Below are 26168 nucleotides of genomic sequence, written 5' to 3' on the forward strand. Positions count from 1 at the left end.
GCAGGTTCGGTGTAGGCTTGGGCCTCCTGCCAACCGATAAAACGGGTGCCTCGTTTGACTCTTTCCTCCCTGTTCTGGATTTTTCTGCTGGGTTTTCTGGCATGGTACTGGTGGAAAGCGAAGGCCATCACCGATTTTGTCCTGACAGCTGCGCGGGATCACTGCCGGAAAATGGACGTCATGTTACTGGATGACGCCATCTTTCTTCGCGGCCTCTGGTTCAAGCGGGACCGCCAGGGCAATCTTCGTGTCTGGCGGCGGTTTCTCTTTGAATTCACCTCCACCGGCGAAGAACGCTATATCGGCCGCGTGATCATGCTGGGCCGCCACATAGAACGGATTGAGCTGGAACCCCACCGCTTCGGCTAGTGTCGCCCTCTGGTCAACTGGCTGGTCTACTACGCACTACCGGCACCTTTGACTTACTAATCTGTGCGTTAGTAAGCGGACAGTTGCGATAATGTGCAGCACAGCCAGTTTCCGGCCAACCCCAGGGGGTAAACTGCGACCTTCCGCCAGGACACAGGATCGCGATGCTCCTTGCCCAGTTAAAGCAGCAGAAAAGTGCCGGTTTCCGGCGCCTCCGGTTCGCTCCGGACATGGAGCAGGCCTACCAGCGCGACCGCGACCAGATGGTTCGCGAGCGCTGCCGGCCAGTGACAGCCAGCGCCCTTGCCCTGTTGCTGCTCTATGCCGCGCTGGACATAGTCATGCTGCCGCCAGAGCTGGCGTGGAAGACGGTATCAGTCAGGGCGTTCATTACCTGCCCCGTCATTGCACTGGTGCTTTATCTCTCTTACCGGCCGGTGTCAGCAAGCACGTTCAACCTCTTCTACGCCGCAGCCTATATTGCCGGCGGCCTGAGCGTGGTCGCCATCATTGGCCTGGCGCGCCTTGTCGACTTCCCCATGCCCTACGAAGGCACCCTGCTGATCCTGATGTTCGGGTACTTCGTCATGGGGCTGCCATTCCGGACAGTGTCCCTGGCCTCCCTGCTGATCATCCTGGCGTACCTGACCATGGAACTGGCAACAGGCCTGGCGCTGGTGGAAGTGATGATCAACGGCTTCTTCATCGGCACGGCCAACATCATCGGCATGGTCGGCTCATGGCTCAGCGAATATCGGCAGCGGGCCCATTTCCTCGACCGTCAGATGCTTGAACTCTCCCGCAGTGAAGCCGAGCAGGAAAGCACCCGGAAATCCCACCTGATCACCGTGGCCAGCCATGACCTGCGTCAGCCGCTCAATGTCATCAGCCTCATTCTGGAAAACCTGGGGACAAAAGGCCTGCCAGCCTCCCAGTCCGCCCTGGTGACCCGGCTCAAAACCTCGGTGGCACATTTCAACAGTCTGCTGATATCCGTGCTGGACATCTCACGCATTCACGAAGGCATGGTTACCCCTGAATGCCGGGCGCTGGACGTCAGCCGGACCCTGGCACAACTGGTCGATACGTGCATTGATGATGCCGCGGACCGGCGCATACGGCTGAGCCTGAAGCCCCTGCCAGAACCGCTCGGCATCATGGCCGACCCCCAGCTTCTGCATCGGATTCTCCAGAATCTGGTGGTTAACGCACTTGAGCACAGTGGTGCCGACAGCATCGAAGTGAGCGCTGAAAAGTGCGGCAATCAGGTTGGCTTCGAGGTTTCAGACAATGGCAAGGGCATTGATGACGCAACCCTGGCTTATGTGTTTGAGCCCTTTTTCCGGGCGGATCATGAGCCCCAGCCGCACCCAGGTCTTGGCCTTGGTCTGGCCATTGTCCGCCAGCTTACGGAGCTGATGGGCGGCACCTGTGGCGTGGCGTCCGAGCCGGGCCGGGGTAGCCGTTTCCAGGTCAGATTTCCGACCGCTGAGGCGCCGGCGCTGCGGCGGCCGATCACGCTTCCTCTGGTCACTCATGCGAGAGAGAATCTCCGGTTACTGGTAGTGGAGGATCATGACGAAGCCCGACACTGGATCTGCGAGACACTGACTGGATGGGGCTACAGGGCGGATGGCTTCAGGACGGCGGAGCAGGCCCTGGCCGGTTGCCGGGAGGCGGCACCGGATCTGCTGATCAGTGATGTTCATCTGCCGGCCATGACCGGCCAGATGCTCTTTGACCGGCTTGCGGAAGAAGCAGTGATCCTTGGGGGCGTTCTGATGACCGCCGATACCAGTCTGCCCCAGGGGCATGATCGTCAACGCCAGCTCTGGATCATGCACAAGCCTCTTTCTCCCATGCGCCTGCGCGCCGCCATAGTGCAGCTGAGCCGTCGACAGCCCCTGATCCCGGCCAGGGTGGATGCAGGAGGCAGCGGAGGGTCAGATCAGGCCAAATGACCTGGCCTGGGCGACACATTCGGTGCGATTGTGGACACCCAGCTGGGAGAAAATTGCTTTCAGGTGAGTTTTGACCGTGTGCTCGGTGAGATCAAGCTCCTGACAGATCCTTTTGTTGGGTAGGCCATCCGCCAGCAACCTCAATACATCCAGCTGTCTGGGCGTCAGCTGTTCCGGCGGTCTTCCGGAAAGCTGGAGCGAGGGATAAAAAAGATCACCGCCCCTGAGGCACTGGATCATCCGGATGAGAGTGCGCCGGCCCGAGGATTTTGGCATGAAGCCCATCGCCCCTGCCGCGCGGGCGGCACGGACTGAGGTTTCGTCCTCCCTGCTGGAAATCACAACCACCGGCACCGGCAATCCCATCTCGTCCAGCCCCCGGAACAGGGAAAGCCCTGCCTCACCCTGCAGCGTAAGGTCCAGAAGCACCAGTGACGTGTCGGGATTTGTCCTGAGGTCATCCAGGGCAGCAGGCACCGAGCTCACCTTGCCGACCGAACAGACAAGCTGCTCGGCTGTGAGAATGCTCGCCAGACCATCGGAAAAAAAGGGGTGATCATCCACAATCAGCGCCCGGGACAGAGGCCTGTCACCCCGGCCAGACGTGCGAGTATCCCACGCCTCATCAGTTATAAGTGCGTCCATGGTTTGCTCCGCGTGAGCACTGTTTTTCAGTACTGTTTTTGTTGTAGCGGTTACCACAACTATACGCGCAAAACCAGACGCAGGACCTTGGCCACTTAACACTTTCGAAAGAGGAGAACCCCTGGTTTTTCAGCATGGCCCTCGGCAATCACCTATCCAGAAATTGCCGCCCCCGCCGCCAGGTTTTCTATACTGACTGCAACTTGATCAACCCTGGACCGGAGATATGAACATCCACGCTGACCACCGCTACGCCATCAACCTGAATGTCCGGGGCATACAGCCCTCGGCAACCCTGCGCATCAACGAACTGAGCAACCAGCTGCGCTCTGAAGGCAGGGACATAATCAAACTGGGGCTGGGGCAGTCACCTTTCCCGGTTCCCGAGCGGGTGGTGGAAGCCCTCCGTGAGCATGCTCATGAGAAAGACTACCTGCCGGTAAAAGGGCTCAAAGCTCTGCGGCAGTCGATCGCGGGCTACATCAACCGCCGCGAACGCATGAAATGCGACTGGGAAGATGTGCTTATAGGCCCTGGCTCCAAGGAGCTGCTGTTCATCCTTCAGCTGGCCTATTACGGTGACCTTCTGATTCCCCGTCCCAGTTGGGTTTCCTACGCGCCCCAGGCACGCATTATTGGCCGTTCCGTCCACTGGCTCCCGACTCACGCGGAAAACAACTGGCAGCTGACCGCAGAGGAGCTGGACATTATCTGCCGGGACGACGCCTCGCGACCACGGATCCTGATTCTCAATTACCCTTCCAATCCCACAGGTTGCACCTACACGGACGAACAATTACTTGCCATTGCCAATGTGGCCCGCAAGTACCGGCTGATTCTGCTCTCCGATGAGATATACGGCGAGGTGCACTTCGAAGGAAAACACAAATCCATTGCCCGTTACTATCCGGAAGGCACCATCATCAGCACCGGTCTCTCGAAGTGGGCCGGCGCTGGTGGCTGGCGGCTGGGCACGTTCATATTTCCACCTGAGCTGCGCCCCCTGCAGGACGCCATGGCCATTATCGCCAGCGAAACCTATACCGCCACCAGCGCGCCGATCCAGCATGCAGCCATTGCAGCTTTCGACGGCGGCAGCGACCTTGACGAGTACCTCCATCACTCCCGACGCGTGCTGAAGGTGGTGGGAGAGTATCTGCACCGGCGCCTGACAGACATGAACGTTCCCACCCAGAAGCCTGAAGGGGCCTTCTACCTGTTCCCTGATTTCTCGGCCTACCAGGAGGGCCTGGAGCGTCACGACATCAAGACCAGCCCCGCACTTTGCAACACTCTTCTGGAAGACACGGGCGTGGCCATCCTGCCCGCCAGTGATTTTGGCTTTCCGCCGGACAAGCTGAGCGCCCGGCTGGCCTTTGTCGATTTCGACGGCGCAGGCGCCCTGGCGCTGTCAGGAGGCAGTTACAGTGACAAAGAGCTGAATGACGACTTTATCGATGAAGCCTGCCCCCGCCTCAAACTGGCCATGGACAGAGTGGAAGACTGGCTGATAAAGCTTTAGGAGTCCGCCAGGCTTTGAACACCCCAGCCCCCAACAAGGAGCACTGCTTGCACACCATTGCCGACTTTGCTGAACAACTCGCCCGGGAAGCCGGCGATCTGGTCCGCCATGAAAGGGAAAACACGACCCTGAGAACGGACTACAAGGACCAGACCGAACTGGTCACCCACGCCGATCTGATGGCAGACCAGATGATCACCGATGCCATCCGAAAGCGGTTTCCGGACCATCGGATCCTGTCGGAGGAGTCGCAACCGGACAGGGCCCAGGCGCAGGATCTGGACAGCCCTCTGTGGATCATTGACCCCATCGATGGCACGGTTAACTACGCCTACGGTCATCATCAGGTGGCCGTTTCCATCGCCTATGCCGAGAAGGGCCGCGTCCAGGTGGGTGTAGTGCATGCCCCCTTTGTTAACGAGACCTTCCGGGCAGTGAGGGGCGGAGGAGCCACACTGAATGGCGAGTCCATTGAACACAGCGGGGCCACTACGCCGCGGGATTCCCTGTTTGCCACAGGATTCCCTTACACCAAGGACAAGCTGCCACCACTGGTGAACCGGCTGGATGCGATGATCCACAAGTGCCGCGACCTGCGGCGGATTGGTTCGGCGGCGCTGGATATCTGCTGGGTGGCCTGCGGCCGGCTGGACATCTATTACGAGTCGGTGAGCCCGTGGGATTTTGCCGCCGGCCGGCTGATCGCCCTGGAGGCTGGAGCCCGGGCCGGGCATTTTTCGGAAGTGCCAGAGGGGCACCCGGAAGATCTCTGGGGGCAGGACCTGCTGATTTCTGCGCCGGCTATTTACGACGAAATCAGGATGGTTTTGAGGTCTGCATCGGCGTGATGCAGTTTAAAGGTATGCCGTTTTAGTTTTGGGTCTGGGCGTGGGGACTGACCCTGAACAGGGAGAATGCCGTTCTGGTTTTGAGTCCGGCCCTGGCAGGAGGGTTATTCCCAGAGACGCTCCGAGTACGTCCCTGTAGCTTGTTTCCGGCCATCCCTGGCCTCCAACACTCTGGGAATAACCCTCCTGCCAGGACCTCGTGAGCTTCAAGCGGGCCGCTAAAGACCCAAGGGCAAGCAGGTCCTGATCTTCGACCGCGTTTTATTCTGCAGGCAATGCGAGCCCTGAGCAGGCACGGGCATTAAAGCATTAAGAGCCCGTATCAACAGCACCAGCCCAAAGCCCGGAAGCCATAAGCCCCCAGCTTTCATCAAATTCGGTAGTAGGCAGGCGCTCAAAAGAAGACCGTACAAACCGGTGGATGCGTCCTTCCACAAACACCATCACCCAGTCCGCACCCCGGGCGGCGCTGGTGCGGGGCCGGAGGCCCTCTCGGATATCGCCTTCCTTGAGAATCTGCCGGACCTGGGTCTCCAGACGCTCGAAAAACTGCGAAGCCCTGCGCCTGAGCCCTTCATCCTCCCCCATCAGGGCATCGCCAGTCAGAATCCGACAGAGCCCTGGATTGCGCTCTGCAAACACCAGAACCAGATGCACCAGCTGCTGCATCCGGGTCCGGGCAGCATCCTGCTCCTGGAGAATCACCTGACATCGGGAAAAGACAGCATCCTCGGCAAATTCAATCAGCGCCTCGAACATCTTGCGCTTGCTGGGGAAATGGCGATACAGCGCCGCCTCGGTGACACCTACCCCGCGGGCCAGAGTCGCGGTAGTGATGCGGGCAGCCGGGTCTGTCTCCAGCAGGCCCACAAGGGCCTGAAGGATGCGGTCACGACGGCTCGGTTCAGCTTGGCTCATGGGACAGGACTTCCATTGGATCAGAAAAAAGTACCATCCAATGGTGATGAGGCGCTGGCATAGAGCTTTTTCGGCATCCTGCCAGCCAGATAAGAATGCCGGCCGGCTTCAATGCCCAGCCGCATGGCTTTTGCCATCCTGACCGGGTCCTTCGCCTGGGCGATGGCTGTGTTCATCAGCACACCGTCACACCCCAGCTCCATGGCAATGGTGGCATCCGAGGCGGTACCCACGCCGGCATCCACCAGCACCGGCACCTGGGCGTTCTCCACGATCAGACGGATGTTGTAGCGGTTCTGGATGCCTAGCCCGGACCCTATGGGGGCGCCCAGTGGCATGATGGCGATGCAGCCCATCTCTTCCAGGCGCTTTGCCAGCAGGGGGTCGTCGCTGCAGTACACCATCACCCTGAAGCCATCCTTCACCAGTTCCTCGGCGGCGATCAGGGTTTCAGTCATGTTGGGATAAAGCGTCTTGTGTTCCGCCAGCACCTCCAGCTTGACCAGGTTGTGGCCATCCAGCAGCTCACGGGCCAGTTTACAGGTGCGCACCGCGTCTCTGGCGGTGTGACAACCGGCAGTGTTGGGCAGAATGGTATACCTGTCCGGCGAAATAACATCCAGAAGATTGGGCTCGTCCGGATTCTGGCCGATGTTGGTGCGGCGGACTGCAACGGTTACTATCTCCGCGCCGCTGGCTTCTATGGCCGCGCGGGTCTCGGCCAGGTCCCGGTATTTGCCGGTGCCCACCAGCAGCCGGGATGAATATTCACGGCCATCGATGATCAGCGGTCTGTCTTCCGGTAACGGGTTGGACGATTCGTTCATACTGCACCTGTAATTGTTGAAATTGCTTACGGGCCGGCACCAGTGACAGCTGAGTTGTCAGCCGCCGCCAATGGCATGCACCACCTCTATCCTGTCTCCCGGGCTGAGCCTGAATTCAGCGTGAGTGCTCCGGGGAACTATATCCTCATTGACCTCCACTGCCAGCCTCCTGCCGGTTATTGAGAGCTGCCCCAGAACGTCTGCAACGGTGGCATTGTCGGGAACCTCCAGGGGTTCGCCATTCAGCTGGATTTCCATTGTTTTCTTCACTCCGTAGGGCAGGGAGACGCCAGTGCGCCGGCTGCAATCAGCAGTGCCCAGCCTGCAATGAAACACACTCCCCCAATGGGAGTGACAGCGCCAAGCGAGGGTGTTTCGGTCAGAACCAGCAGGTAAAGACTACCGCTGAACAGGACGATTCCCGCCGTAAAAAAACCGGCCGCAAGGCCCAGTAATCGGCGCGAAACCGGCAGTACGGCGAGCAGGGCAATCAGGATCAGACCGAGGGCGTGATACATCTGATAGGTGGCCCCGGTCTGGAATATTTCAAGGCCCCGCTCACTGACCAGGGCCCGCAGACCATGGGCGCCAAAGGCCCCCGCCATGACAGCCAGCATGGCAAACAGGGCCCCCAGAATCAGTGGCCACCGCATCAGCCGGCAAGGACTAGCACTCACAACGGGTCTTTTCTCCGGTATCGAGATTTAACACTGTCAGCGCACCGCCCCAGACACAGCCGGTATCCAGACCAATAAACTGGCTGCTCCCGGTTTTACCCTCCAGTGAGGCCCAGTGGCCAAACACGATCCTGGTACCGTCGCCGCGTGGATAGTCGAACCAGGGCGCAAAGCCCGGGGGAGCACTGCCGGCAGACTCCTTGGTTTCAAGCTCCAGGGTTCCATCGGGCGCGATGAAGCGCATACGGGTGAAATAGTTGGTGATCATCCGCAGTCGGTCAATGCCCGTGAGGCTCTCGCTCCAGCGGGCCGGCTGATTGCCGTACATATGGGTGAAAAATTCTCCGGCTTCCGGGCCCATGATAGCGGAGCTCACTTCTCTTGCGTGAGCCAGAGCGTCATCCACAGTCCAGATATGAGGCAGGCCGGCATGGCTCATCAGAAGCTGTCGATCCGGATCGTAGACGCAGAGTGGCTGCTGTCGCAGCCATTCGATCAGGCGATCGTAGTCCGGAGCGGCCAGGATGTCATCCAGCGTGTCCTTGCCCCGGGCCCTGTGGCCACCCAGGGCCACCGCCAGCAGGTGAAGATCATGATTGCCCAGAACCACCACCGCGGAGCTTTCGAGGCTTTCGATATAACGCAGGCTGGCAAGGGATTCCGGGCCCCGGTTAATCAGGTCCCCGGCCACCCAGAGTCTGTCCCTGGAGGGCGAAAAATCAATGAGCGAGAGCATTTCCACCAGTTCGTCGTGGCAGCCCTGTATGTCACCTATGGCGTAATCAGTCATGGTCTCCCTCACTGCTCTTGCGGTCGCTGGCCTGCGGGCTGGATTGTTGATCCAGGGGACCCCTTTCCACAATGGCGTCAGCAATGGATACGTATTGCGCCAGCGTCAGGTTCTCCGGCCTCAGGCCGTCGTCGATGTCCAGGGCATTGAGTTCCGGCACCGTAATCAGGCCACCCAGAGCCTTGCGCAGGGTTTTGCGTCTGGCGTTGAAAGCGGTTCGCACGACCAGTTGCAGAGTGGCGAGATCTCTGGCCGGATGAGGCAGAGTCCGGTGCGGCACCAGCCGTACAATCGCCGAGTCCACCTTCGGCGAGGGCCGGAAGGCTCCGGGGCCCACTTCAAACAGGGGCTGAACCCGGCAGAAGTACTGGGTCATGATGCCCAGGCGCCCGTAATTGTTGTCACCGGGAACGGCGGCCATACGCTGCACCACTTCCTTCTGCAGCATGAAATGCATGTCCTGGATTATGTCTGCCTGATTGAGCAGATGGAAAATCAGCGGTGTGGAAATGTTATAGGGAAGGTTGCCCACTATTCGCAGGGGCCGGTCGGTAACCAGCTGATGGAAATCAAAGCTGAGAGCGTCACCCTCGTGGATACGGAAGTCCGGATAATTAAAGAACTTTGTACGCAGCACCGGAATCAGGTCCCGGTCCAGCTCCACCACCTGCAGTCTGGGATTTACCGCCAGTATCTCTTCGGTCAGGGCACCCAGGCCGGGACCGATTTCCACCATGACATCCTCCGGACGGGGGCTGATGCTGCGAACGATGCGCTCGATCACTCCCGGGTCCTGCAGGAAGTTCTGGCCAAAGCGTTTGCGGGCCTGGTGTCCAGGGGCGCGGCTCATGAGCGGTCCCTCCGGCTCCGGGCCATCTGCTGGCCCACTGTGATGGCGGTCCTGAGGCTGCCGATGTCGGCACGGCCGGTTCCTGCCAGATCAAGAGCTGTGCCATGGTCGACAGAGGTGCGCACAATGGGCAACCCAAGGGTGATATTCACCGCCCGGCCAAAGCCCTGGTACTTGAGGACCGGCAGGCCCTGATCGTGGTACATGGCAAGCACCGCATCCGCCTGCTCCAGCCAGTGAGGTGTAAATAGCGTATCCGCAGGCAGAGGCCCAATAAGGGTGAGGCCTTCGTCCCGCAGCCGGTCCAGCGCCGGCTCGATAATGTCTGTTTCCTCACGTCCGAGGTGACCGCCTTCGCCGGCGTGAGGGTTCAGGCCTGCAACCAGAATGCGGGGTCTGGCGATGCCGAAGAAAGTCCTGAGATCCTGATCCAGAATGCGGGCAACCTGGGTAATTCGTTCTGCCGTGATGGCCGGGGCGACATCTTTCAGTGGCAGGTGCGTGGTTACAAGGGCAACTCTCAGGCCCCCGGTGGCCAGCATCATCACCACTCGCTCGACGCCACAGATCTCCTGAAGGAATTCCGTGTGTCCGCTAAATGCAATACCGGCCTGATTGATCACGCCCTTATGGACCGGCGCAGTCACCATGCCATCAAAGGTTCCATCCAGGCAGCCCTTTGCCGCCGCCTCCAGGCTGGCCAGAACATAGGCGCTGTTAGCCGGGTCCAGCCGTCCCGGCTGATCACTGGCGAGACCGGCCACCGGCCAGACTGAAAGCTCTCCCGGGCCAGTAGCAGCGGGCTCACCCGGCTGCCAGGGCAGCAGCTCAACAGTCAGACCAAGATGGGCCGCCCGGGCTTCCAGCAGAGCCTCGCTGGCCACCACCACAATTCCGGCATCACGTTCGCTGGCGGCCAGCTGCAGGCACAGTTCCGGCCCTATGCCGGCAGGCTCACCTGCGGTGAGCGCAAGCAGTACCTGCCGGGTCATGAAGACCCGCCACTGCCGACGGCGTCTGACTTGATTTCCACGTAGGCTTCATCGCGGATTTCCCGGAGCCAGTTCTGCAGCTCCACTTCGTACTTCCGGCGATAAAGGGACTGCCTTGCTTCCGTCTCTTTCAGTTCGCCACCAATATCCTTTTCCCTGCGCTCCATCACCTCAAGGATGTGCCAGCCGAAACGGGATCTGACCGGCCCGGCGAGTTCACCCACCCCCGCTTCCAGCATCGCTGTCTCAAACGCGGGCACCATCTGGCCTCGGCCTACCCAGCCCAGGTTGCCGCCATCAGAACCGGATACCGGGTCATCTGAGTGCTCCCGGGCGAGCTCCGCAAAGTCCGCCCCTTCTTCAAGTTGCCGGTAAAGCTCATTGATCTTTTGCTCTGCGCGGTCATCAGATACTGTTTCAGTGGGCCGAACGAGAATGTGACGGACACGCGACTGCTCGACAAGCTTCTGGTCACCGCCGCGCCGATCGAGCGCCGTTGCAATATGGAAACCGCTTCCGCTTCGCAGCACCTCGGACGGTTCCCCGGGCTCCAGAGCGGGGATCACATCGGCAACCAGTGACGGCAGCTGGTTCTCCGGCCGCCAGCCCAGCACGCCGCCTTCAAGGGCGTTGCTGGCATCTGACTCGGCGACGGCGACTTCACGAAAATCCCGGCCTTCCCGGATTTCCTGCTGCAGTCTTTCCGCTTTCTCTTTGGCCGCCGCGACTTCCGCCGGGTCGCTGAAATCTTCGACCGCCACCAGAATGTGGGCGAGCTGATATTCAACGCCTGAACCGGCCCTGCCTTCCTGCGCCTGGATGAAGTTTTCCACCTCGCGGGCGGTCACCCGGACACGGTTATCCACGTGACGCTGCTGCACCCGGCTGACCAGCATTTCCTGGCGGATCTGCTCCCTCGCTTCCCGATAGGTCAGGCCTTCCATCCGCAGCTGGGACTCGAACTGGGCCAGGGTCATGTTGTTGCGAGCGGCGATACTCCGCATGGTTTCATTAAGCTCGTTATCGCTGATGCGCATGCCCCTCTGCTCCGCCTTCTGAAGCTGGATCGCATCCGTGACCAGCTGCTCAAGCACCCTTCCTTCAAGTACCTCACGCGGAGGCATTCTCGTGCCCTGGGCCCTGAGACGGGAGACAACTGTGCGCACTCTGGCATCCAGCTGCGACTGCAGAATCACATCATCATCAACAATGGCCACAACCGAATCCAGTGGCTTGCGCTCTGCCAGCGCCATGGATGCCACTGAAAGCGCCATCAGGAATATGACGGCCCGTGTGCCGTAACCCATGATCAACTTCATAATCACCTCAGATAATGCCTCTGTAAAAGCCGTCCGCTCCCGGCATCAATAGCCAGGACCAAAGCGGCGACGTTCTCTTTCTTCAAAGCCGGGAATGGCATCGGAAATCCGGCGTGACGCACCACCAGCGCCCCCCAGTCCCTTGAGTTCAATCTGGAAAAGCACTCGATTCTCAAGACCTTCGTCCTCGGTCAGATAGCTCTGGCTGAGCAACTGTACGCTCCAGCAGCAGTCATTGTACTCAATGCCGGCCAGCGAACCGACCGTCTCATCGTTGCGGGCATCATAGACCCAGCGGCCAACCAGGCTAACACGATCTGTGACAGGAAAAACCGCACCGATATCCGTCTGCTCGAATTCTTTCCGCCGGTAGGTGTGGCCCACATTGGCCAGATACCGGTAATCAGCGGAGTGAAACACCAGCTGGGTGCGCGCCTGGCTGGTCTCGCTGGCACGCGGATCCCAGAGCCCATCGGTGCGGAGGTCCAGGGTGTCCAGCGGCCGCAGCACCGCCTCGTAGGCAAGTTCGGAATCGCCGCGGTCGTCCGCCCCCTCACCCGCAAGGGAAACTTCCCGGTCATCGTAGTAATAAATCTGGCCCAGGCTGAATACCGCCCGTTCGGCTCCGGTGTTCATGTCGTTAAAGCGACTGGTCACGGCCGCCGTCAGCCGGTTTGTGTCCCCCACCCTGTCGCCACCACTGAAACGGTTGCGCACAAAAAGCTCATCAAAGCTGAAGGTTCGCACTGCCGAATCAAAATCGGGGATGTCATCCTGGCTGTCCGCATCAGCCCAGGCGTAGTAGAGCCTGGGTTCGAGGGTCTGGCTGTAAGGCACCTCGAACAGCGTGCTCTGACGATCAAAGAACAGACCATTATCCCATTCAAAAACCGGCACCGTGCGGTCGAAGGAGGTCGAATCGCCGGAAAAATCCTCAAGCTCGTACCTGGTGTAATCCAGGGTTACCGAAGGTCTTGAGTACCCCCACACCGAGCGCAGACCCAAGGCCAGTTCAGGCAGCGCCCGGAATCGATGACCATTAGCCTGATCCAGACCGGTCAGATCATCATTGTCACGGTGGAAGAAGGTGTACTGGGATTCAAGACCGGACTCGAGCAGGCCCCATTCATGTTGCACGCCGTAACGCAGATCAGGGAGCTGATCATAGGGTCTTTCGCGCTCGGCAATCCGGTCGGTGATAGTCTGGTAGCCGGTCAGGCTGGCCTGAAAGAACTGCCTGTCATCCAGGTACTGCACCTCTCCCTGACGGAAAAGATGGGTTTCCCTGTCGATATCCAGTCCGCGGTTCAGATCAGAGAGGTAGTCATTGTCCGAGATAACCGCGTAGTCGGCAGAAGCCTGCCAGCGTTCCGTAAATGTGGCCTGGCTTTCAAAATTCAGGCCCCAGCGCTCGCCATCGTCGTCACCCGACTCGTCCTGGAAGTCCTGGTCGCTACCGATATAACCCAGCTGAAGAACTGATTCACCAGACCGGCTCAGGTAACGCCCCTCAAGCTCGGTAAACAGACCCCGGCCCCCGATATACTGAGGCGTCAGGGTGGCATCGTAGTGCGGCGCCAGGTTGAAATAGTAGGGCACGGCCAGAAACCCCCCGCTACCAGTATTGGAGGTTCCGAAAGCCGGGTAAAGAAATCCGGATTTGCGCCGGTCGTCAATGGGGAAGCTGGCCCATGGCCAGTAAAAAACCGGCACGTCCTTCACTTCGAGACGCAGATTTTTGACTCTGCCCACGCCTTCGGCCCGATCAAGATGGATTTCCGATGCCACCAGGGCCCAGTCATTGCTGCCGGGCGCACAGGTGGTCAGCGAGCCCTGGCGGATTGACAGCTGGTCCGCCGCCGGCCGGGACAGATGCCCTGCGGTACCACGCAGTTCCTGCTCATGCAGCAGAAAGCTGGCGGTATTGACATCGAGGCTACCGGCATCAACGTCGTAGTCCGCCTGCGCGCCGGTCAACAGCACACCGCGACCGCGGCTGACCATCGGACCGGTTAAAGTGAACCGGCCGGCTTGCTGGTCGTAGGTTGCCTCGCGGGTTTTGACACTGAACAGGCCCTGGCGCAGATGAACATCTCCTGTGAGCAGCAGTTCGCTGTCCATCTCGTAGCGGGCGTAGTCACTGCTGATTTCCACTGGCTGATCACTGTCCGGGCCGGGCGCTGCCAGCCCTCCGCCGGCTGCATCAGCGCCGGAAGGCAGATATCCACCCTCGCAGAATGGCGGCAGTGTTCTCCTGACCTCCTCTGGCAGCTCCGCCCGGGGACGCCAGTCAAGTTCCGCCGCAGTGGGTGTTTCGTCAGCCTGTGTAAATTCTGCCCAGCCCAGAGCCGCCGAAGCTGCGCAGGCCAGCGCTGCACCACGCAACCAGGTTCCGGGTCGGCCGGAGGATGGCGACCAGTCGGACAGGTTGGGGAAGCGGATAGGCACCTTGGCTGAATTCCTGTGGCTGGCTGTGCGCTGGACGACGTGCAGGACCTGGATGGCTCACCCAGAGAAATGAATGCAGTCGGGCCGCCTAGTTTACACGCCACAACCCGCCTTGTTAACGGAAACCCATCCGCCATATCCAGCGCAATTGTCCAGCCTGCGGGCTTCTGTTAACTTTCCTCACTCATCACCCGCCGTTTCAGCGCATTTTGACAGGCAGCCAATACATCCATGGACAGCAGATCAGAGGCAGTTACCCGCTGGGTCCGCCAGCAATCCGGCTTTGAGCAGGCATCGCTGACCCCCGTGTCCGGTGACGCCAGTTTCCGCCGTTATTTCCGGGCCACAGCCCCCAGCAAAAGCAGTGATCAGCTCAGAGCCGCCATCGTCATGGATGCGCCGCCCGAGCACGAGGACTGTCGCCCCTTTGTTGCGATTGCCCGTCACTGGCGGGACGCAGGCGTGGCTGTGCCACTGGTGCTGGCGCAGGATCTCGACCAGGGCTTTCTGCTGCTGGAGGACTTTGGCGACGATCTCATGCTTTCCCGGCTCAGTGACGACAACGCCGACCAGCTCTATGGCGGTGCCATGACCGAGCTGTGCCGCATACAGCAGGCCCCCGACAATCCGGATTATCCGCTCCCTCCATACAGCGCCGCGCTTCTTGACCGGGAAATGGCGCTGTTTCCAGACTGGCTGGTTGAACGTCACCTGGGCATCCAGCTTTCCGGCCTTGAGCGCGCCATGCTGGATACGGCATTTGCGATGCTGAGAGAAAGCGCGATGGCCCAGCCGGAGGTCAATGTTCACCGGGACTATCACTCCCGCAACCTGCTGGTCCGGCCCGGCACCCCCGTGCCCGGTGTGCTGGATTTCCAGGACGCCGTCCGGGGCGCTGTCACTTACGACCTGGTATCCCTGCTCAAGGACTGCTACATCCGCTGGCCGGAATCACGGCTTGAACAGTGGATCGAGCAATACCGGCAGCTTGGCCTGGAGGCCGGTGTCCACCATGCCGACCCCGATACCTTTCGCCAGTGGTTTGAACTCATGGGCATGCAGCGCCACCTGAAGGCGTCCGGTATTTTCGCCCGCCTTGCTATCCGGGATGGCAAAACCCGCTACCTGGCGGATATTCCCCGCACCCTTGGCTACCTGGTGGAAGCCAGTGGCCGTCAGCCGGCCCTGCGTCAGTTTCACGCCTGGCTCCGGGAGGTGGTCCTGCCAGCAATGGAGCTGAAAGAAAACGCCCCCCCTGACAGGCCCCGGGAGACATTGATCCCTTGAAGGCGATGATCCTGGCAGCCGGGAAGGGTGAACGCATGCGACCCCTGACCCTGACAACCCCCAAGCCGCTGCTTCGCGCCGGCGGCCGATCCCTCCTTGGACACCACCTGGAGCATTTGCGGGCGGCAGGTTTGAAGCAGATCGTAGTCAATCATTCATGGCTGGGCGAGCAGATCGAGCAGGCCCTGGGAGACGGCCGTGACATGGGACTATCCATTGTCTATTCCCCCGAACCCGAGCCCCTGGAAACAGCCGGCGGCATCCGTCAGGCGCTGCCGCTACTGACCGGGGCCGGCAGCGACTGGTTTCTGGTGATCAATGGCGACATCTGGAGCGATTTTGATCCGGCCGAGCTGGCCGCCCCCGCAGATCCAGTAGCCAGGGCCCTGCTGGTACTGGTGGAAAACCCGCCGCACCATCCAGAGGGGGATTTCTATCTTGCCGCCGACGGCTCGGTCCACCCCGAAGGCCCTGCCAGAAAGACCTTCGCAGGCATCAGCCTTCTGCATCGCAGCCTGTTCGCGAATCTGGAGCCAGGCCATCGCCGCCTTGCACCCATTCTGACCGCAGCCATGGGCCGGGGCGAGGTTCGCGGCCTGCTGCACTCCGGCGCCTGGTTTGACATAGGCACCCCGGCCAGGCTGGCTGAGCTCGACCGATTCCTTCAGACCCAGGGAGGCGGCTGAATCATGACACCCGTCACGGGGGAGCCCGCTCTGTCTGCCCGGCTCGAAATCCGGTTTTATGATCTGCTGGAGGAACTGGGCGCCAGCGGCCACAGGCCGGATAAAATGATTACCCCGGGCCGCCTGCCCCGCTGGTGCCGCCGCAGCCTGTTCTATTTTCTGGGCTATATCGCCAGGGCCGAAGGCCGGGTGAGCCCCGCCGACATCAGCTTTGCCGAGGCCCTGATGAAATCCCTGACGTTGACCCCGCGACAACGTAAACGGGCCATTGAACAATTCAGGTTGGGCAAGGAAACAGAAAACCCCTCAAGCCTTCGTGGCCTGGGTGTCCGGACAATTGCAGGTCTCCGGCCTTCTCCCGCCCTCCACATGCTGTTCTGTCTCGCCCATGCCGCCCAGCTTCACGGCAGGCCCGGCAAAGCCCGGAAGCACCGGTGTGAGGACGCAGTGGATCTGATCGGACTCCCCCTCCGGCTGCTACAGGAAATCCTCGACAGCTACTCCCGCAAGGTCTGGCAAAGCCGGGCCGAGCTCCAGCCGCTGCCAGACAGCTATGAACAGGCCTGCAAGCTGTTGGGAGTAAGCACAAGGGAAAAATTCGAAAAGACCAAACAGGCCTACCGCCGTCGGGTTTCCGAGTGCCACCCGGATAAACTCGATCGCGATCTTGGTGAGGCCGACCTGGCTGTGGCCAAGGAACGTCTGCTTCGCTACCAGAAGGCCTGGGAGCTGGTCAAGCGGCGCCACGCCCGACGCTAGCACAGCTGCCGCAAGGCGAAACCGGGATGCTTGCGTCCTTACCCCTGGCGCCCCAGCCAGGCCAGCATCCGGTTCACCACCTGGCCCGCGTTACGGCTGACCGGCACCCCTGGCATGGCCAACCGCTGCTGGCTGTATGAGCTGATCTGCTGGCGCTGCATCAATGCCGCCCGCTCCCGGGCATATCTTATATCCTGGCGGCTGCTCACCAGATCCAGAAGATCGATGGAACCGGCGGTCTGAAGTTCAGCAGCCAGAGTTCCCTCTCCGTCAAACTGGAAGACCGGCGCAATCCACACCAGGGACAACTGACCCTCGCCGCCCGCCATTGCCTGCCGGGTCACATGCTCAGCTCCCCGACCGATTCCTGCCAGTACGAGACGCTCATAGCCCTGCCGACGAAGTTCCCGGAGGGCGGCGGCAAGGTGCGCCTGAATGCCCTGTGTGTAGATGTCGGAAAGATCCGCCAGGTCTTCCCCGGCCATCACATCGATCATCACCGAGGCCTCACCTCCGTCTTCACGATCAGCTTCGCCCCGCTCACTGTCCGCCGTGGATTCATCTCCAGGCGAGGGCCCTGAGGCGCCCTGGTCGGATCGCTCCCGCTTTGCCTCCAGGCCCTGTCTGAGAGCCATGGGCATTGGCGGAAGCCCCATGGACATGGCAGCCCAGCCCTTGCGGGCAAGGGGCTCACGCAATGCGCCGGCCAGCTGGGTGCCAGCAGTCTGACCCTCGTCTGCAAGGATCAGTAGCGCACCTCGGGCATCCCCCCTGTGCTCACGTTCAAACAGCACGACGGCACGGCCGTGCTCGGGGGTATCCAGCCACAGGGCCTGATCCGGATAGCGCTCTGCCAGGGCCTCCGGGTTCAGGCCCAGAGACAGGCTCAGCCGTTCTGGCTGCGACGCGGACCCCGGCGAGCCGGTTTCGGCAGTTTCTTCTGCGCCCACGGCGCCCGCGAACAGCCAGGCCATCAATACCACACCGAGCCATGTTGCAATCTTCTGTCTGATCAACGCATTCCCCTTCCGGAATCCATCCTGCAAAATGATGGCTGCGCCGCAGTCGTCGGACACACCCCAAAAACCAGTCCGAACTGTTAGACTGACACCTGTCTGTCTGGTTCGCGGGTTTCCCGCCTGCCGCAAACGTTTCCAGTCCGTTCGAGAGAGCCGTCATGAATCCGTTCCATATTGCACCTTCCATCCTGTCAGCCGACTTTGCCCGACTGGGCGAGGAAGTCGACAATGTTCTCGCCGCTGGCGCCGATATTGTGCACTTCGACGTGATGGACAACCACTATGTACCCAATCTGACCATCGGGCCGATGGTCTGTGAAGCCCTGCGTAAACACGGGGTAACGGCCCCTATTGATGTGCACCTGATGGTTTCGCCGGTGGACGACCTTATCCGTATGTTCATCGATGCTGGCGCCACTTATATCACCTTCCATCCCGAAGCTTCAGCCCACATCGACCGCTCCCTGCAGATCATCCGGGATGGCGGCTGCAAGGCGGGTCTGGTATTCAATCCTGCCACCCCCCTGCACTACCTGGATTATGTCATGGACAGGATCGACATGATCCTCCTCATGTCAGTGAACCCGGGCTTTGGCGGGCAGAAATTCATTCCCGGCACCCTGGACAAGCTCCGCCAGGCCCGCCAGCGAATCGATGCCAGCGGCCACAACATTCGCCTTGAGATCGATGGCGGGGTAAAGGCAGACAACATCCGGGAAATTGCAGAAGCCGGCGCCGACACGTTTGTGGCCGGCTCGGCCATATTCAACACCGACGATTACCGGGCCACCATTGACAGAATGCGGGCCGAGCTCGCGGCGGTACGATGATGCTGCAGGGACTTTTCCGGGGAGAATGGCCCCGCACGATTCTGTTCGACCTGGATGGGACCCTGGTGGACAGCGCTCCTGATCTGGCGGCATCTGTTGACCAGATGCTCAGAGCCCTGGGTCGCCCGGCTGCCGGTGAAGAATCCGTGCGGCAGTGGGTGGGCAATGGCGCCGCGATTCTGGTACGCAGAGCCCTGGCGGGGCGCGTGGACTATGACAATGGTCCTGTGCTGGAGGAAACCGATTTCAGGCAGGCACTGGATCTGTTCTATACCGCCTACGCCGACAGAAATGGCCGGCATTCTTCGGTCTATCCCGGAGTCATCCCCTTCCTGCAGGCGGCGCTGGATCATGGCTGCCGACTCGGCGTGGTCACCAACAAGCCAGGCGCCTTCACCGGCCACCTCCTTGAACTGATGGAACTGGACCACTGGTTTGAAATTGCGGTGAGCGGCGACACCCTGCCCGTCCGTAAACCGGACCCGGCCCCCCTCCATCATGCCATTGAATTTCTGGGAGGTGAGACCACCACCACTCTGATGGTGGGGGACTCCGCCACCGATGTGCAGGCCGCCGGATTTGCCGGCGTGGCGGTGGTGGCCGTGCGCTACGGCTACAACTACGGCGGCCCGGTGGACGACCTGGGGGCGGATATTGTGGTTGATTCACTGACGGAGCTTTTGTAATCTCGTGGCTGCTTGCATTCACTTATTCATGAATTCGGGAGAACCTGCCGTGCAGGGACTGAATCTGACTGCAGCCCAGGGCGCAATGCCGACCCGGGCAACCCAATGGTGGCGATGGCGCACCGGCTGACACCAGCCCGGCGGTCGCGCTGTCTGCGCCCATAATCCGCCTGACACCGGACTGCCAGCGAAAACGGCAGTCACCAGCAGATCAGACTTCAGGAAAACCGACATGACACCCGAGCATTACGCTTCGCTCTCCGAAGCCGGCTATAATCGCATCCCTGTTTACCGCGAAGTTCTCGCGGATCTTGAGACTCCTCTGAGCACCTACCTCAAGCTTGCCAGCGGCCCATATTCCTATCTGCTGGAATCGGTTCAGGGCGGGGAAAAATGGGGCCGTTATTCCATTATCGGACTGCCCTGCCGGGAGGTTCTCCGGATCACCGGTCATGACGTTACCGTAAGCCGCGATGACGAAGTGGTGGAGCACACCCACAGCGACGATCCCCTGGCATTTGTCGAGGCCTACCATGGCCGATTCCGCGCACCGGATCTGGAAGAGCTGCCCCGCTTCAATGGCGGCCTGGTGGGCTATTTCGGCTACGACACCGTGCGTTTTATCGAAAAGCGCCTGGCGGCCACCTGCCCTCCGGACGGAATCGGCACCCCGGATATCCTGCTGATGGTTTCCGACGAGCTTGTGGTGTTCGACAATCTGCGCGGGCGTCTGCATCTGATTACCCACGTTGACCCCGACTCCCCTGGTGGCTGGGAAAAGGCCCAGAAACAGCTGGATGAGCTGGAAAACCGACTCCACCGACAGGTAGCTGATGCTCCGGTCACCCCTCGACACCTCCGTGGCAAAACAGTCGACGAAAGCGATTTCATTTCCGGCTTCAACCAGGAGAAGTTCGAAGCAGCGGTAGGCAAAATCAAGGATTACGTGCTGGATGGTGATGTCATGCAGACGGTCATCTCCCAGCGGATGTCGATTCCCTTTGAGGCGCCGCCACTGAACCTGTATCGCTCCCTGCGAGTGCTCAATCCCTCTCCCTACATGTATTTCCTGGACCTGGGGGACTTCCAGGTTGTCGGTTCATCCCCGGAAATCCTGGCCCGGGTAGAGGACGAGGAAGTCACCGTCCGCCCCATCGCCGGCACCCGCAAGCGCGGTGCCACCGATGCTGAAGACCGGGCTCTGGAAGCGGAACTGCTGGCCGATCCCAAGGAGATCGCCGAGCACCTGATGCTCATCGATCTGGGCCGCAACGACGCCGGCCGGGTATCGGAAACCGGCACCGTGAAGCTCACTGAGAAAATGGCCGTGGAGCGTTACTCCCATGTGATGCACATAGTCTCCAATGTCACCGGGCGGCTGAAAGCCGGCATGTCCTGCATGGATGTCCTGCGGGCCACCCTGCCTGCCGGCACCCTCAGTGGGGCACCCAAGATTCGCGCGATGGAAATCATTGACGAGCTGGAGCCGGTCAAACGTGGCGTGTATGGCGGCGCTGTCGGCTACCTTTCCTACAACGGCAACATGGACACCGCCATTGCCATCCGCACGGCGGTGATCAAGGACAACACCCTGCACATCCAGGCCGGCGCCGGGGTCGTGGCCGATTCCATTCCCAGGCTGGAATGGAAAGAGACCATGAACAAGGGCCGCGCGATTTTCCGTGCGGTCTCCATGACCCTTAACGATTTTGATCACTGAGGCGGGGAGACGACCATGTTGCTGATGATCGATAACTACGACTCCTTCACCTACAACGTCGTGCAGTATCTGGCGGAGCTGGGTGCGGACGTTCATGTGTTCAGGAACAATGAGATTACGGTGGCTGAAATTGAAGCCATGAAACCGGAGCGGCTGGTGATTTCCCCCGGCCCCTGCACGCCCAACGAGGCAGGCATTTCCATGGAGGCCATCCGGCACTTTGCCGGCAAGCTGCCGATTCTGGGCGTATGCCTTGGCCACCAGGCGATTGGCCAGGTTTACGGCGGTGATGTTATCCGTGCCGGCAAAGTCATGCACGGCAAGGTGTCCCCGGTTTTTCACACGGACCTGGGGGTATTCAAGGGACTGAACAAACCCCTGCAGGCCACCCGGTATCACAGTCTGGTTATCGACAAAACCACACTGCCTGACTGCCTGGAAGTGACGGCCTGGACACGGAACGAAGACGGCTCGGTGGAGGAAATCATGGGTGTGCGGCACAGGACCCTGCCGATTGAGGGCGTACAGTTCCACCCGGAGTCCATCATGACCGAACAGGGCCATGAGCTGTTGCGGAATTTTCTGCGGCTTTAAGACTGTGCTTAAGCTGAATTGCGTGGTGCTCCCCGCAGGCTCCGGCCGCTACGGGGCAGGCCTGCAACAGCGCAGAAGCAGGAAACGAGGCAAGTTGCTAAGCTATAACGCAACTCGAACCCAAGCATTCACAGAAGAAGAGACGGCCACCCATGGACATGAAAGAAGCGCTAAACCGCATCGCCGGCAACCTCGACCTCAACCGTGACGAAATGAAAGACGCCATGCGAATCGTCATGAAAGGCGAAGCCACCGACGCCCAGATTGGCGCATTCCTCATGGGCCTGCGACTCAAAAGCGAAACCATCGAAGAAATCACCGGCGCCACCGAGGTCCTGCGTGAGCTGGTCACTGTCGTCAACATCAAGGCAGAGCCCCTGATCGACATAGTCGGCACCGGCGGCGATAGCGCCAACCTGTTCAACGTATCCTCCGCCTCCGCCTTCGTCGTGGCCGCCGCCGGCGGTTTTGTTGCCAAGCATGGCAATCGCGCCGTATCCTCGAGAAGCGGCAGTGCGGACCTGCTGGAGCAGGCCGGCATCAACCTCAACCTGACGCCCGAACATGTTGCCCGCTGCGTGGAACAGATTGGCGTCGGTTTCATGTTTGCTCCGGCTCATCACGGCGCCATGAAAAATGCCATAGGCCCCCGCAAAGAACTGGGGATGAGGACCATTTTCAATATTCTCGGTCCCATGACCAACCCGGCAAACGTCAAGCGTCAGCTGATCGGCGTATTCAGCCGGGAACTCTGCCGGCCCATGGCCGAGGTGCTGCAGAAGCTGGGTAGCGAACACATCATGGTGGTTCACGGTCAGGACGGACTGGATGAGATCAGCCTGGCAAGCCCCACCCACATAGTCGAGCTCAAAGACGGCGAAATCCGGGAATTCGATATCACCCCGGAAGACATTGGCATCAAGAGCCAGTCGCTGGTTGGCCTTAGCGTGGAAACCGCCAAAGATTCCCTCAAGCTGATCTACGCCGCTTTCGGCCGCGGCCATGACGAAAAAGCAGAAAAGGCCCGCGACCTGATCGCCCTGAACGCCGGCGCAGCTATCTACATTGCCGGGCTCGCGGATACGCTCGCTCACGGGGTGGATATGGCCCAGGATGCCATGGGCAGCGGGCTGGCGGCGGGCAAGATGTCCGAACTCGCGGACTTTTCCCACTGTTTCGACTGATTTAACCCTTTTCCCGGACTTTAAAGACCATTGCGAAGCGCTGACATGACCAACCAACAGGACGACAAGACCCCCACCATCCTGCGCAGGATCGTTGCCCGGAAATGGGAAGAAATTGACATACGCAAGCGCTCAGCCTCTCTTGCCGACCTCAGAGCAAAGGCTGGCGACCAGCCGCCTGCGCGGGGGTTTGCCGCCGCCATGGCACGCACCATCAGCCAGAAAAAGCCTGCGGTGATTGCTGAAATCAAGAAGGCTTCTCCCAGCAAGGGTATCCTCCGGGACCCTTTCAAGCCTGCGGCCATAGCGGAAAGCTATGCGAAAGCCGGGGCAACCTGTCTGTCAGTGCTCACGGACCAGGATTTCTTTCAGGGCCATGAGGATTACCTCACCGAGGCCCGGCATGCCTGTGACCTGCCGGTGATCCGCAAGGACTTCATGGTGGCGCCATACCAGATATACGAAAGCCGGGCGCTCAATGGGGACTGCATTCTGCTCATTGCTGCCTGCCTCACCCGCAGCCAGATGCAGGAGCTTGAGGGCATCGCCCATGAAATCGGCCTGGATGTTCTGGTGGAGGTTCACAACGGGGAAGAACTGGAAGATGCCCTGACCCTGAAAACGCCCCTGGTGGGCATCAACAATCGCAACCTGCACACCTTTGCGGTATCCCTGGACACCACTTTCGGGCTCCAGGATCGTATTCCTGCCAACCGTCTCACCGTAACCGAAAGCGGCATCCTGAGCAGCGATGACGTCGAAGCCATGACCGGCCATGGCATTTATGGTTTTCTGGTAGGTGAGTCCTTCATGCGGGCGGAGGATCCCGGGGAAAAACTGAAAGAGCTGTTTTTCAGCTGAACGGGCAGGCTGCCCGTTTTTTGTCCATTCTTTACATCCATCGGCTGCTCCCGGCCCGACAGGAGGGTATACTCAGGCTCCATGCCGCTAGACCGTGCAGGATACATGTCAATCACCCGGATTGTTGCTCTGATCATCGTTCTTGCCGTCCCTGCACTCTCCGGAGCACAGACGCTCAAGGTCCGGACTCTTGAGAATCCGCCGCTGGAATATACCGAAAACGGGGAGATAACCGGCGTGGCCGTGGATCTGACCCGGGAAGCCATCCGGCGCACGGGCCATGACGCCGAGTTCAGAATTCTTCCCTGGAAACGCGTGCTTTATGAAGTTGCCCGGGGCGAGGCGGATATTGCCATCAACGCCGGCCGATCAGAAGAAAGGGAAGCCTGGGCCCTGTATCCGGAAGAATCCCTGATTGATGAAACCTACGTGTTTTTCTCATCCCGCCCCATGGTATTGCCTGCGGACCTGAGCGGCGTAGAGGATCTCTCCCTGGGCAACCAGCTCGGCTATTTCTACGGCGAGCGCTTTCACAACAAGATTACCAATGAGCGCTTCCGGTCGATAGAGACCATGCATACCATCCAGAAAAGTCTGCAGAAGCTGCTGGCCGGTCGGATTGATCTGTTTCTCGGCGATCTTTTGCCCACCCGCTATTACCTAAAACAGATGGGGCTGGGCGACAGGGTCCATGTGGTACGGGAAGAGGGCACCGACAGGCCACTGGTGGTTTCCGTCTCACCGACCTACGCGGCCTTCTCCCGCCAGACGGTTTCCCCGGAGTATGTAAAACAGTTCAGCACGGCGCTGCAGGCAATGAAGGCAGATGGTACTTACGACAGCATTCTGGATGTCTATCTGAAAGAATTCTGAATCCGGCTACCAGCCAGGCTCTCTGTCCTGTCCGCCAGCCGGGTCACCAGCCACTTTCAGTAACGTCAGACGCCGGCGGAGGAACGCTGTTTTATCCGGTCATACCAGGCTTTCAGGTTGGCCTGTTCCGGTTTGATGCGGATGTTGTTGACCTTGTTGAAATCAACAGTGGTGAAAGCGTTGATGTCCGCCGCCGTGAACTGGTCGCCGCAGATGTACTGATGATCCGCCAGGTGGTCGTTGAGGAAGTCGAAAAATTTCTGCACCGTCACCGCACACTCATCGCCCCATTCCTTGATCGGATTCATGCGATCCTTGAAGTACCCGGTGCTGTGCTGGAAGCACATGCCGGTGGGCAGGAAGAAATAATATTCGATCCAGCGCAGCCACTGCTCGATCCGGGCTTTCTCCAGAGGAGTTGTACCGAGCAGGGGGTGGTCCGGAAACACTTCCTCGAAATAGCGGCAGATGGCCATGGTCTCGGAAATACAGCTGCCGTCGTCCAGCTCCATCACCGGCACCTTCTTCATGGGGTTTCTGGCGGCGTATTCCGGAGTCAGGTTTTCACCCTTCTGAATATCTATCTGGATGAAATCAACCCGGTCAAGCAGCCCCTTCTCGGACAGGAACATGCGCACGCGGCGGGGGTTCGGAGCAGTTCTGGTCTCGTAAATCTTCACGTGCGGCAACCTCTTGTAGTCAGGCAGTAATTTGATTTATCAGTTGCGCAGACTGCCTCTACACCCTGCCGGCGTCAAGAAATTATGGCGGCGACCCAATGTGTGCACTGATCTGTTCAATCACCCACTGCGCTTCATCCAGAGGCAGGTCGTGCCCGGCATCAGGGTGCACCCTGAGCGTCCACTGCCAGCGGTCAGCCATGACCTGACTGCATCGCCAGTCGACTATGCGGTCACCCATACTGGCCAGCACCAGGGCGTCCGGCAGCGGGCGCTTTGCCCGTGGCCGGAACCGGGCGGCGGCGGTGAGCTGACGCAGTGCATTCATGCGGGTCACCGGCCGCTGTCGCTGGATGCTGTACCAGCGCTTGACCGTTTCCCTGCGAACAGGGCGGCTGGATGTCAGGGAAAGGATGCCTGCCTCCCGGTCAAACAGTTCCCGTCTTGCCAGTAGCCGGACAACGGATGGCACAGCTGAGGGCTTCATGCGGCGCCAGGGAGTGCTGAAGCCACAGCTGGTGTTGATCAGGACCAGCCGCTGAATAGTTCCTCCCGCGGCCTGCTGGGCCCAGTCCAGAGCGACCATCCCACCAAGGGAAAGAGCGATCAGACCGTAAGGCCGGGGAATGTGCTGGACCTGCTTTTCGACCTCCTGACGGATGCCGCTGATCGTCCATGGGCAGGACTCCCGGAAACGCACTCCGGTGCCGGGGAGGTCAACTGTATGAAAGCGTTCTTCCGGCATGGTTCTGGCCAGAGCCTGGCGAAAATCGCCCCAATGCGCCTGTTCCCGCGCAAGCCCCCTCAGCAGAATCCAGTGCAT

The 26168-nt window shown here is 60.1% G+C and carries 27 protein-coding genes; 14 read left to right on the plus strand and 13 right to left on the minus strand.

Annotated elements, in window-relative coordinates:
- Positions 1–54: 54 nt before the first annotated feature.
- A complete protein-coding gene (locus LG327_RS02130; RefSeq protein WP_404365253.1) occupies positions 55–369 on the plus strand; it encodes a DUF3301 domain-containing protein in 315 nt (104 codons plus the stop codon).
- 164 nt (positions 370–533) lie between these two features.
- The gene (locus LG327_RS02135; RefSeq protein ID WP_404365255.1) at positions 534–2330 is read left to right on the plus strand and encodes an ATP-binding protein; all 1797 of its coding nucleotides are present in this window, start codon (positions 534–536) and stop codon (positions 2328–2330) included.
- Here LG327_RS02135 and LG327_RS02140 read toward each other — a convergent pair.
- A complete protein-coding gene (locus LG327_RS02140; protein WP_404365257.1) occupies positions 2313–2975 on the minus strand; it encodes a response regulator transcription factor in 663 nt (220 codons plus the stop codon). The genes LG327_RS02135 and LG327_RS02140 overlap by 18 nt on opposite strands.
- Before the next feature lie 226 nt (positions 2976–3201).
- On the opposite strand from LG327_RS02140, the gene LG327_RS02145 reads away from it, so the two are divergent.
- Positions 3202–4497 carry a pyridoxal phosphate-dependent aminotransferase gene (locus tag LG327_RS02145; RefSeq protein ID WP_404365258.1) on the plus strand — a complete coding sequence of 432 codons (1296 nt, stop codon included), beginning with the start codon at positions 3202–3204 and terminating at the stop codon, positions 4495–4497.
- A gap of 47 nt (positions 4498–4544) precedes the next feature.
- A complete protein-coding gene (locus LG327_RS02150; RefSeq protein ID WP_404365260.1) occupies positions 4545–5345 on the plus strand; it encodes an inositol monophosphatase family protein in 801 nt (266 codons plus the stop codon).
- Positions 5346–5654: 309 nt separating this feature from the next.
- On the opposite strand, the gene slmA is transcribed toward LG327_RS02150, so the two are convergent.
- Genes slmA through LG327_RS02195 form a run of 9 tightly spaced genes read right to left on the minus strand, consistent with a single transcriptional unit; the run spans position 5655 to position 14160 of the window.
- On the minus strand, positions 5655–6263 hold the full coding sequence (gene slmA / locus LG327_RS02155; RefSeq protein WP_404365261.1) for a nucleoid occlusion factor SlmA: 609 nt from the start codon (positions 6261–6263) through the stop codon (positions 5655–5657).
- Between the two features lie 20 nt (positions 6264–6283).
- A complete protein-coding gene (locus tag LG327_RS02160) occupies positions 6284–7090 on the minus strand; it encodes a thiazole synthase (protein WP_404365263.1) in 807 nt (268 codons plus the stop codon).
- A gap of 57 nt (positions 7091–7147) precedes the next feature.
- The gene (thiS, locus tag LG327_RS02165; RefSeq protein WP_404365265.1) at positions 7148–7348 is read right to left on the minus strand and encodes a sulfur carrier protein ThiS; all 201 of its coding nucleotides are present in this window, start codon (positions 7346–7348) and stop codon (positions 7148–7150) included.
- Between the two features lie 8 nt (positions 7349–7356).
- Entirely contained in the window at positions 7357–7743 is a 387-nt protein-coding gene (locus LG327_RS02170) for a DUF423 domain-containing protein (protein WP_404369158.1), read from the minus strand.
- A gap of 13 nt (positions 7744–7756) precedes the next feature.
- A complete protein-coding gene (locus tag LG327_RS02175) occupies positions 7757–8557 on the minus strand; it encodes a symmetrical bis(5'-nucleosyl)-tetraphosphatase (RefSeq protein ID WP_404365266.1) in 801 nt (266 codons plus the stop codon).
- Complete coding sequence (gene rsmA / locus LG327_RS02180; RefSeq protein ID WP_404365268.1) at positions 8550–9407, minus strand: 16S rRNA (adenine(1518)-N(6)/adenine(1519)-N(6))-dimethyltransferase RsmA; 858 nt, start codon at positions 9405–9407, stop codon at positions 8550–8552. The genes LG327_RS02175 and rsmA overlap by 8 nt, the downstream gene beginning before the upstream one ends.
- A complete protein-coding gene (gene pdxA / locus LG327_RS02185; protein ID WP_404365270.1) occupies positions 9404–10399 on the minus strand; it encodes a 4-hydroxythreonine-4-phosphate dehydrogenase PdxA in 996 nt (331 codons plus the stop codon). The genes rsmA and pdxA overlap by 4 nt, the downstream gene beginning before the upstream one ends.
- Entirely contained in the window at positions 10396–11718 is a 1323-nt protein-coding gene (locus tag LG327_RS02190) for a peptidylprolyl isomerase (protein WP_404365272.1), read from the minus strand. The genes pdxA and LG327_RS02190 overlap by 4 nt, the downstream gene beginning before the upstream one ends.
- A gap of 45 nt (positions 11719–11763) precedes the next feature.
- On the minus strand, positions 11764–14160 hold the full coding sequence (locus tag LG327_RS02195) for an LPS-assembly protein LptD (protein WP_404369161.1): 2397 nt from the start codon (positions 14158–14160) through the stop codon (positions 11764–11766).
- 237 nt (positions 14161–14397) lie between these two features.
- Here LG327_RS02195 and LG327_RS02200 point away from each other — a divergent pair, with 237 nt between their 5' ends.
- From LG327_RS02200 to LG327_RS02210, 3 genes are read left to right on the plus strand one after another with little or no spacing between them, the layout of a single operon-like run.
- Positions 14398–15453 (plus strand): aminoglycoside phosphotransferase family protein, encoded by a 1056-nt coding sequence (locus tag LG327_RS02200; RefSeq protein WP_404365274.1) that lies wholly within the window; start codon positions 14398–14400, stop codon positions 15451–15453.
- A complete protein-coding gene (gene murU, locus LG327_RS02205) occupies positions 15450–16139 on the plus strand; it encodes an N-acetylmuramate alpha-1-phosphate uridylyltransferase MurU (RefSeq protein WP_404365276.1) in 690 nt (229 codons plus the stop codon). The genes LG327_RS02200 and murU overlap by 4 nt, the downstream gene beginning before the upstream one ends.
- A gap of 3 nt (positions 16140–16142) precedes the next feature.
- Entirely contained in the window at positions 16143–16898 is a 756-nt protein-coding gene (locus LG327_RS02210) for a molecular chaperone DjlA (RefSeq protein WP_404365278.1), read from the plus strand.
- A 38-nt stretch (positions 16899–16936) separates the two neighbouring features.
- On the opposite strand, the gene LG327_RS02215 is transcribed toward LG327_RS02210, so the two are convergent.
- Positions 16937–17914 (minus strand): DUF3530 family protein, encoded by a 978-nt coding sequence (locus LG327_RS02215; protein ID WP_404365280.1) that lies wholly within the window; start codon positions 17912–17914, stop codon positions 16937–16939.
- 161 nt (positions 17915–18075) lie between these two features.
- On the opposite strand from LG327_RS02215, the gene rpe reads away from it, so the two are divergent.
- The 7 genes from rpe (at position 18076) to LG327_RS02250 (ending at position 24665) form a co-directional block, all read left to right on the plus strand.
- A complete protein-coding gene (gene rpe, locus LG327_RS02220; RefSeq protein WP_404365281.1) occupies positions 18076–18747 on the plus strand; it encodes a ribulose-phosphate 3-epimerase in 672 nt (223 codons plus the stop codon).
- On the plus strand, positions 18744–19433 hold the full coding sequence (locus tag LG327_RS02225; RefSeq protein WP_404365283.1) for a phosphoglycolate phosphatase: 690 nt from the start codon (positions 18744–18746) through the stop codon (positions 19431–19433). Before rpe ends, LG327_RS02225 begins: the two co-directional genes overlap by 4 nt.
- Positions 19434–19665: 232 nt before the next feature.
- Complete coding sequence (gene trpE / locus LG327_RS02230) at positions 19666–21153, plus strand: anthranilate synthase component I (RefSeq protein WP_404365285.1); 1488 nt, start codon at positions 19666–19668, stop codon at positions 21151–21153.
- 15 nt (positions 21154–21168) lie between these two features.
- Positions 21169–21747, plus strand: a complete 579-nt coding sequence (locus LG327_RS02235) for an aminodeoxychorismate/anthranilate synthase component II (protein WP_404365287.1) — start codon at positions 21169–21171, stop codon at positions 21745–21747.
- Between the two features lie 152 nt (positions 21748–21899).
- Complete coding sequence (trpD, locus tag LG327_RS02240) at positions 21900–22931, plus strand: anthranilate phosphoribosyltransferase (protein ID WP_404365289.1); 1032 nt, start codon at positions 21900–21902, stop codon at positions 22929–22931.
- 45 nt (positions 22932–22976) lie between these two features.
- Complete coding sequence (gene trpC, locus LG327_RS02245) at positions 22977–23792, plus strand: indole-3-glycerol phosphate synthase TrpC (protein WP_404365290.1); 816 nt, start codon at positions 22977–22979, stop codon at positions 23790–23792.
- Between the two features lie 105 nt (positions 23793–23897).
- Complete coding sequence (locus tag LG327_RS02250; RefSeq protein WP_404365292.1) at positions 23898–24665, plus strand: substrate-binding periplasmic protein; 768 nt, start codon at positions 23898–23900, stop codon at positions 24663–24665.
- A gap of 65 nt (positions 24666–24730) precedes the next feature.
- Here the strand turns inward: LG327_RS02250 and LG327_RS02255 are convergent, their stop codons facing one another.
- The gene (locus LG327_RS02255) at positions 24731–25345 is read right to left on the minus strand and encodes a glutathione S-transferase family protein (RefSeq protein ID WP_404365294.1); all 615 of its coding nucleotides are present in this window, start codon (positions 25343–25345) and stop codon (positions 24731–24733) included.
- A gap of 82 nt (positions 25346–25427) precedes the next feature.
- Positions 25428–26168 carry an alpha/beta fold hydrolase gene (locus LG327_RS02260; RefSeq protein WP_404365295.1) on the minus strand — a complete coding sequence of 247 codons (741 nt, stop codon included), beginning with the start codon at positions 26166–26168 and terminating at the stop codon, positions 25428–25430.

Source organism: Marinobacter sp. (genome assembly GCF_044799475.1).
Classification (GTDB): Bacteria; Pseudomonadota; Gammaproteobacteria; order Pseudomonadales; family Oleiphilaceae; genus Marinobacter.

What these genes read in the sequence shown, in the direction of transcription:
- LG327_RS02135 (WP_404365255.1), top strand. Translation starts at nt 534, where the DNA reads ATGCTCCTTGCCCAGTTAAAGCAGCAGAAAAGTGCCGGTTTCCGGCGC.
- LG327_RS02140 (WP_404365257.1), bottom strand. Translation starts at nt 2,975, where the DNA reads ATGGACGCACTTATAACTGATGAGGCGTGGGATACTCGCACGTCTGGC.
- rsmA (WP_404365268.1), bottom strand. Translation starts at nt 9,407, where the DNA reads ATGAGCCGCGCCCCTGGACACCAGGCCCGCAAACGCTTTGGCCAGAAC.
- LG327_RS02170 (WP_404369158.1), bottom strand. Translation starts at nt 7,743, where the DNA reads ATGCGGTGGCCACTGATTCTGGGGGCCCTGTTTGCCATGCTGGCTGTC.
- slmA (WP_404365261.1), bottom strand. Translation starts at nt 6,263, where the DNA reads ATGAGCCAAGCTGAACCGAGCCGTCGTGACCGCATCCTTCAGGCCCTT.
- LG327_RS02175 (WP_404365266.1), bottom strand. Translation starts at nt 8,557, where the DNA reads ATGACTGATTACGCCATAGGTGACATACAGGGCTGCCACGACGAACTG.
- trpE (WP_404365285.1), top strand. Translation starts at nt 19,666, where the DNA reads ATGACACCCGAGCATTACGCTTCGCTCTCCGAAGCCGGCTATAATCGC.
- LG327_RS02260 (WP_404365295.1), bottom strand. Translation starts at nt 26,168, where the DNA reads ATGCACTGGATTCTGCTGAGGGGGCTTGCGCGGGAACAGGCGCATTGG.
- trpC (WP_404365290.1), top strand. Translation starts at nt 22,977, where the DNA reads ATGACCAACCAACAGGACGACAAGACCCCCACCATCCTGCGCAGGATC.
- LG327_RS02145 (WP_404365258.1), top strand. Translation starts at nt 3,202, where the DNA reads ATGAACATCCACGCTGACCACCGCTACGCCATCAACCTGAATGTCCGG.
- LG327_RS02235 (WP_404365287.1), top strand. Translation starts at nt 21,169, where the DNA reads ATGTTGCTGATGATCGATAACTACGACTCCTTCACCTACAACGTCGTG.
- LG327_RS02200 (WP_404365274.1), top strand. Translation starts at nt 14,398, where the DNA reads ATGGACAGCAGATCAGAGGCAGTTACCCGCTGGGTCCGCCAGCAATCC.
- LG327_RS02160 (WP_404365263.1), bottom strand. Translation starts at nt 7,090, where the DNA reads ATGAACGAATCGTCCAACCCGTTACCGGAAGACAGACCGCTGATCATC.
- LG327_RS02190 (WP_404365272.1), bottom strand. Translation starts at nt 11,718, where the DNA reads ATGAAGTTGATCATGGGTTACGGCACACGGGCCGTCATATTCCTGATG.
- rpe (WP_404365281.1), top strand. Translation starts at nt 18,076, where the DNA reads ATGAATCCGTTCCATATTGCACCTTCCATCCTGTCAGCCGACTTTGCC.
- pdxA (WP_404365270.1), bottom strand. Translation starts at nt 10,399, where the DNA reads ATGACCCGGCAGGTACTGCTTGCGCTCACCGCAGGTGAGCCTGCCGGC.
- trpD (WP_404365289.1), top strand. Translation starts at nt 21,900, where the DNA reads ATGGACATGAAAGAAGCGCTAAACCGCATCGCCGGCAACCTCGACCTC.
- LG327_RS02250 (WP_404365292.1), top strand. Translation starts at nt 23,898, where the DNA reads ATGTCAATCACCCGGATTGTTGCTCTGATCATCGTTCTTGCCGTCCCT.
- thiS (WP_404365265.1), bottom strand. Translation starts at nt 7,348, where the DNA reads ATGGAAATCCAGCTGAATGGCGAACCCCTGGAGGTTCCCGACAATGCC.
- LG327_RS02210 (WP_404365278.1), top strand. Translation starts at nt 16,143, where the DNA reads ATGACACCCGTCACGGGGGAGCCCGCTCTGTCTGCCCGGCTCGAAATC.
- LG327_RS02225 (WP_404365283.1), top strand. Translation starts at nt 18,744, where the DNA reads ATGATGCTGCAGGGACTTTTCCGGGGAGAATGGCCCCGCACGATTCTG.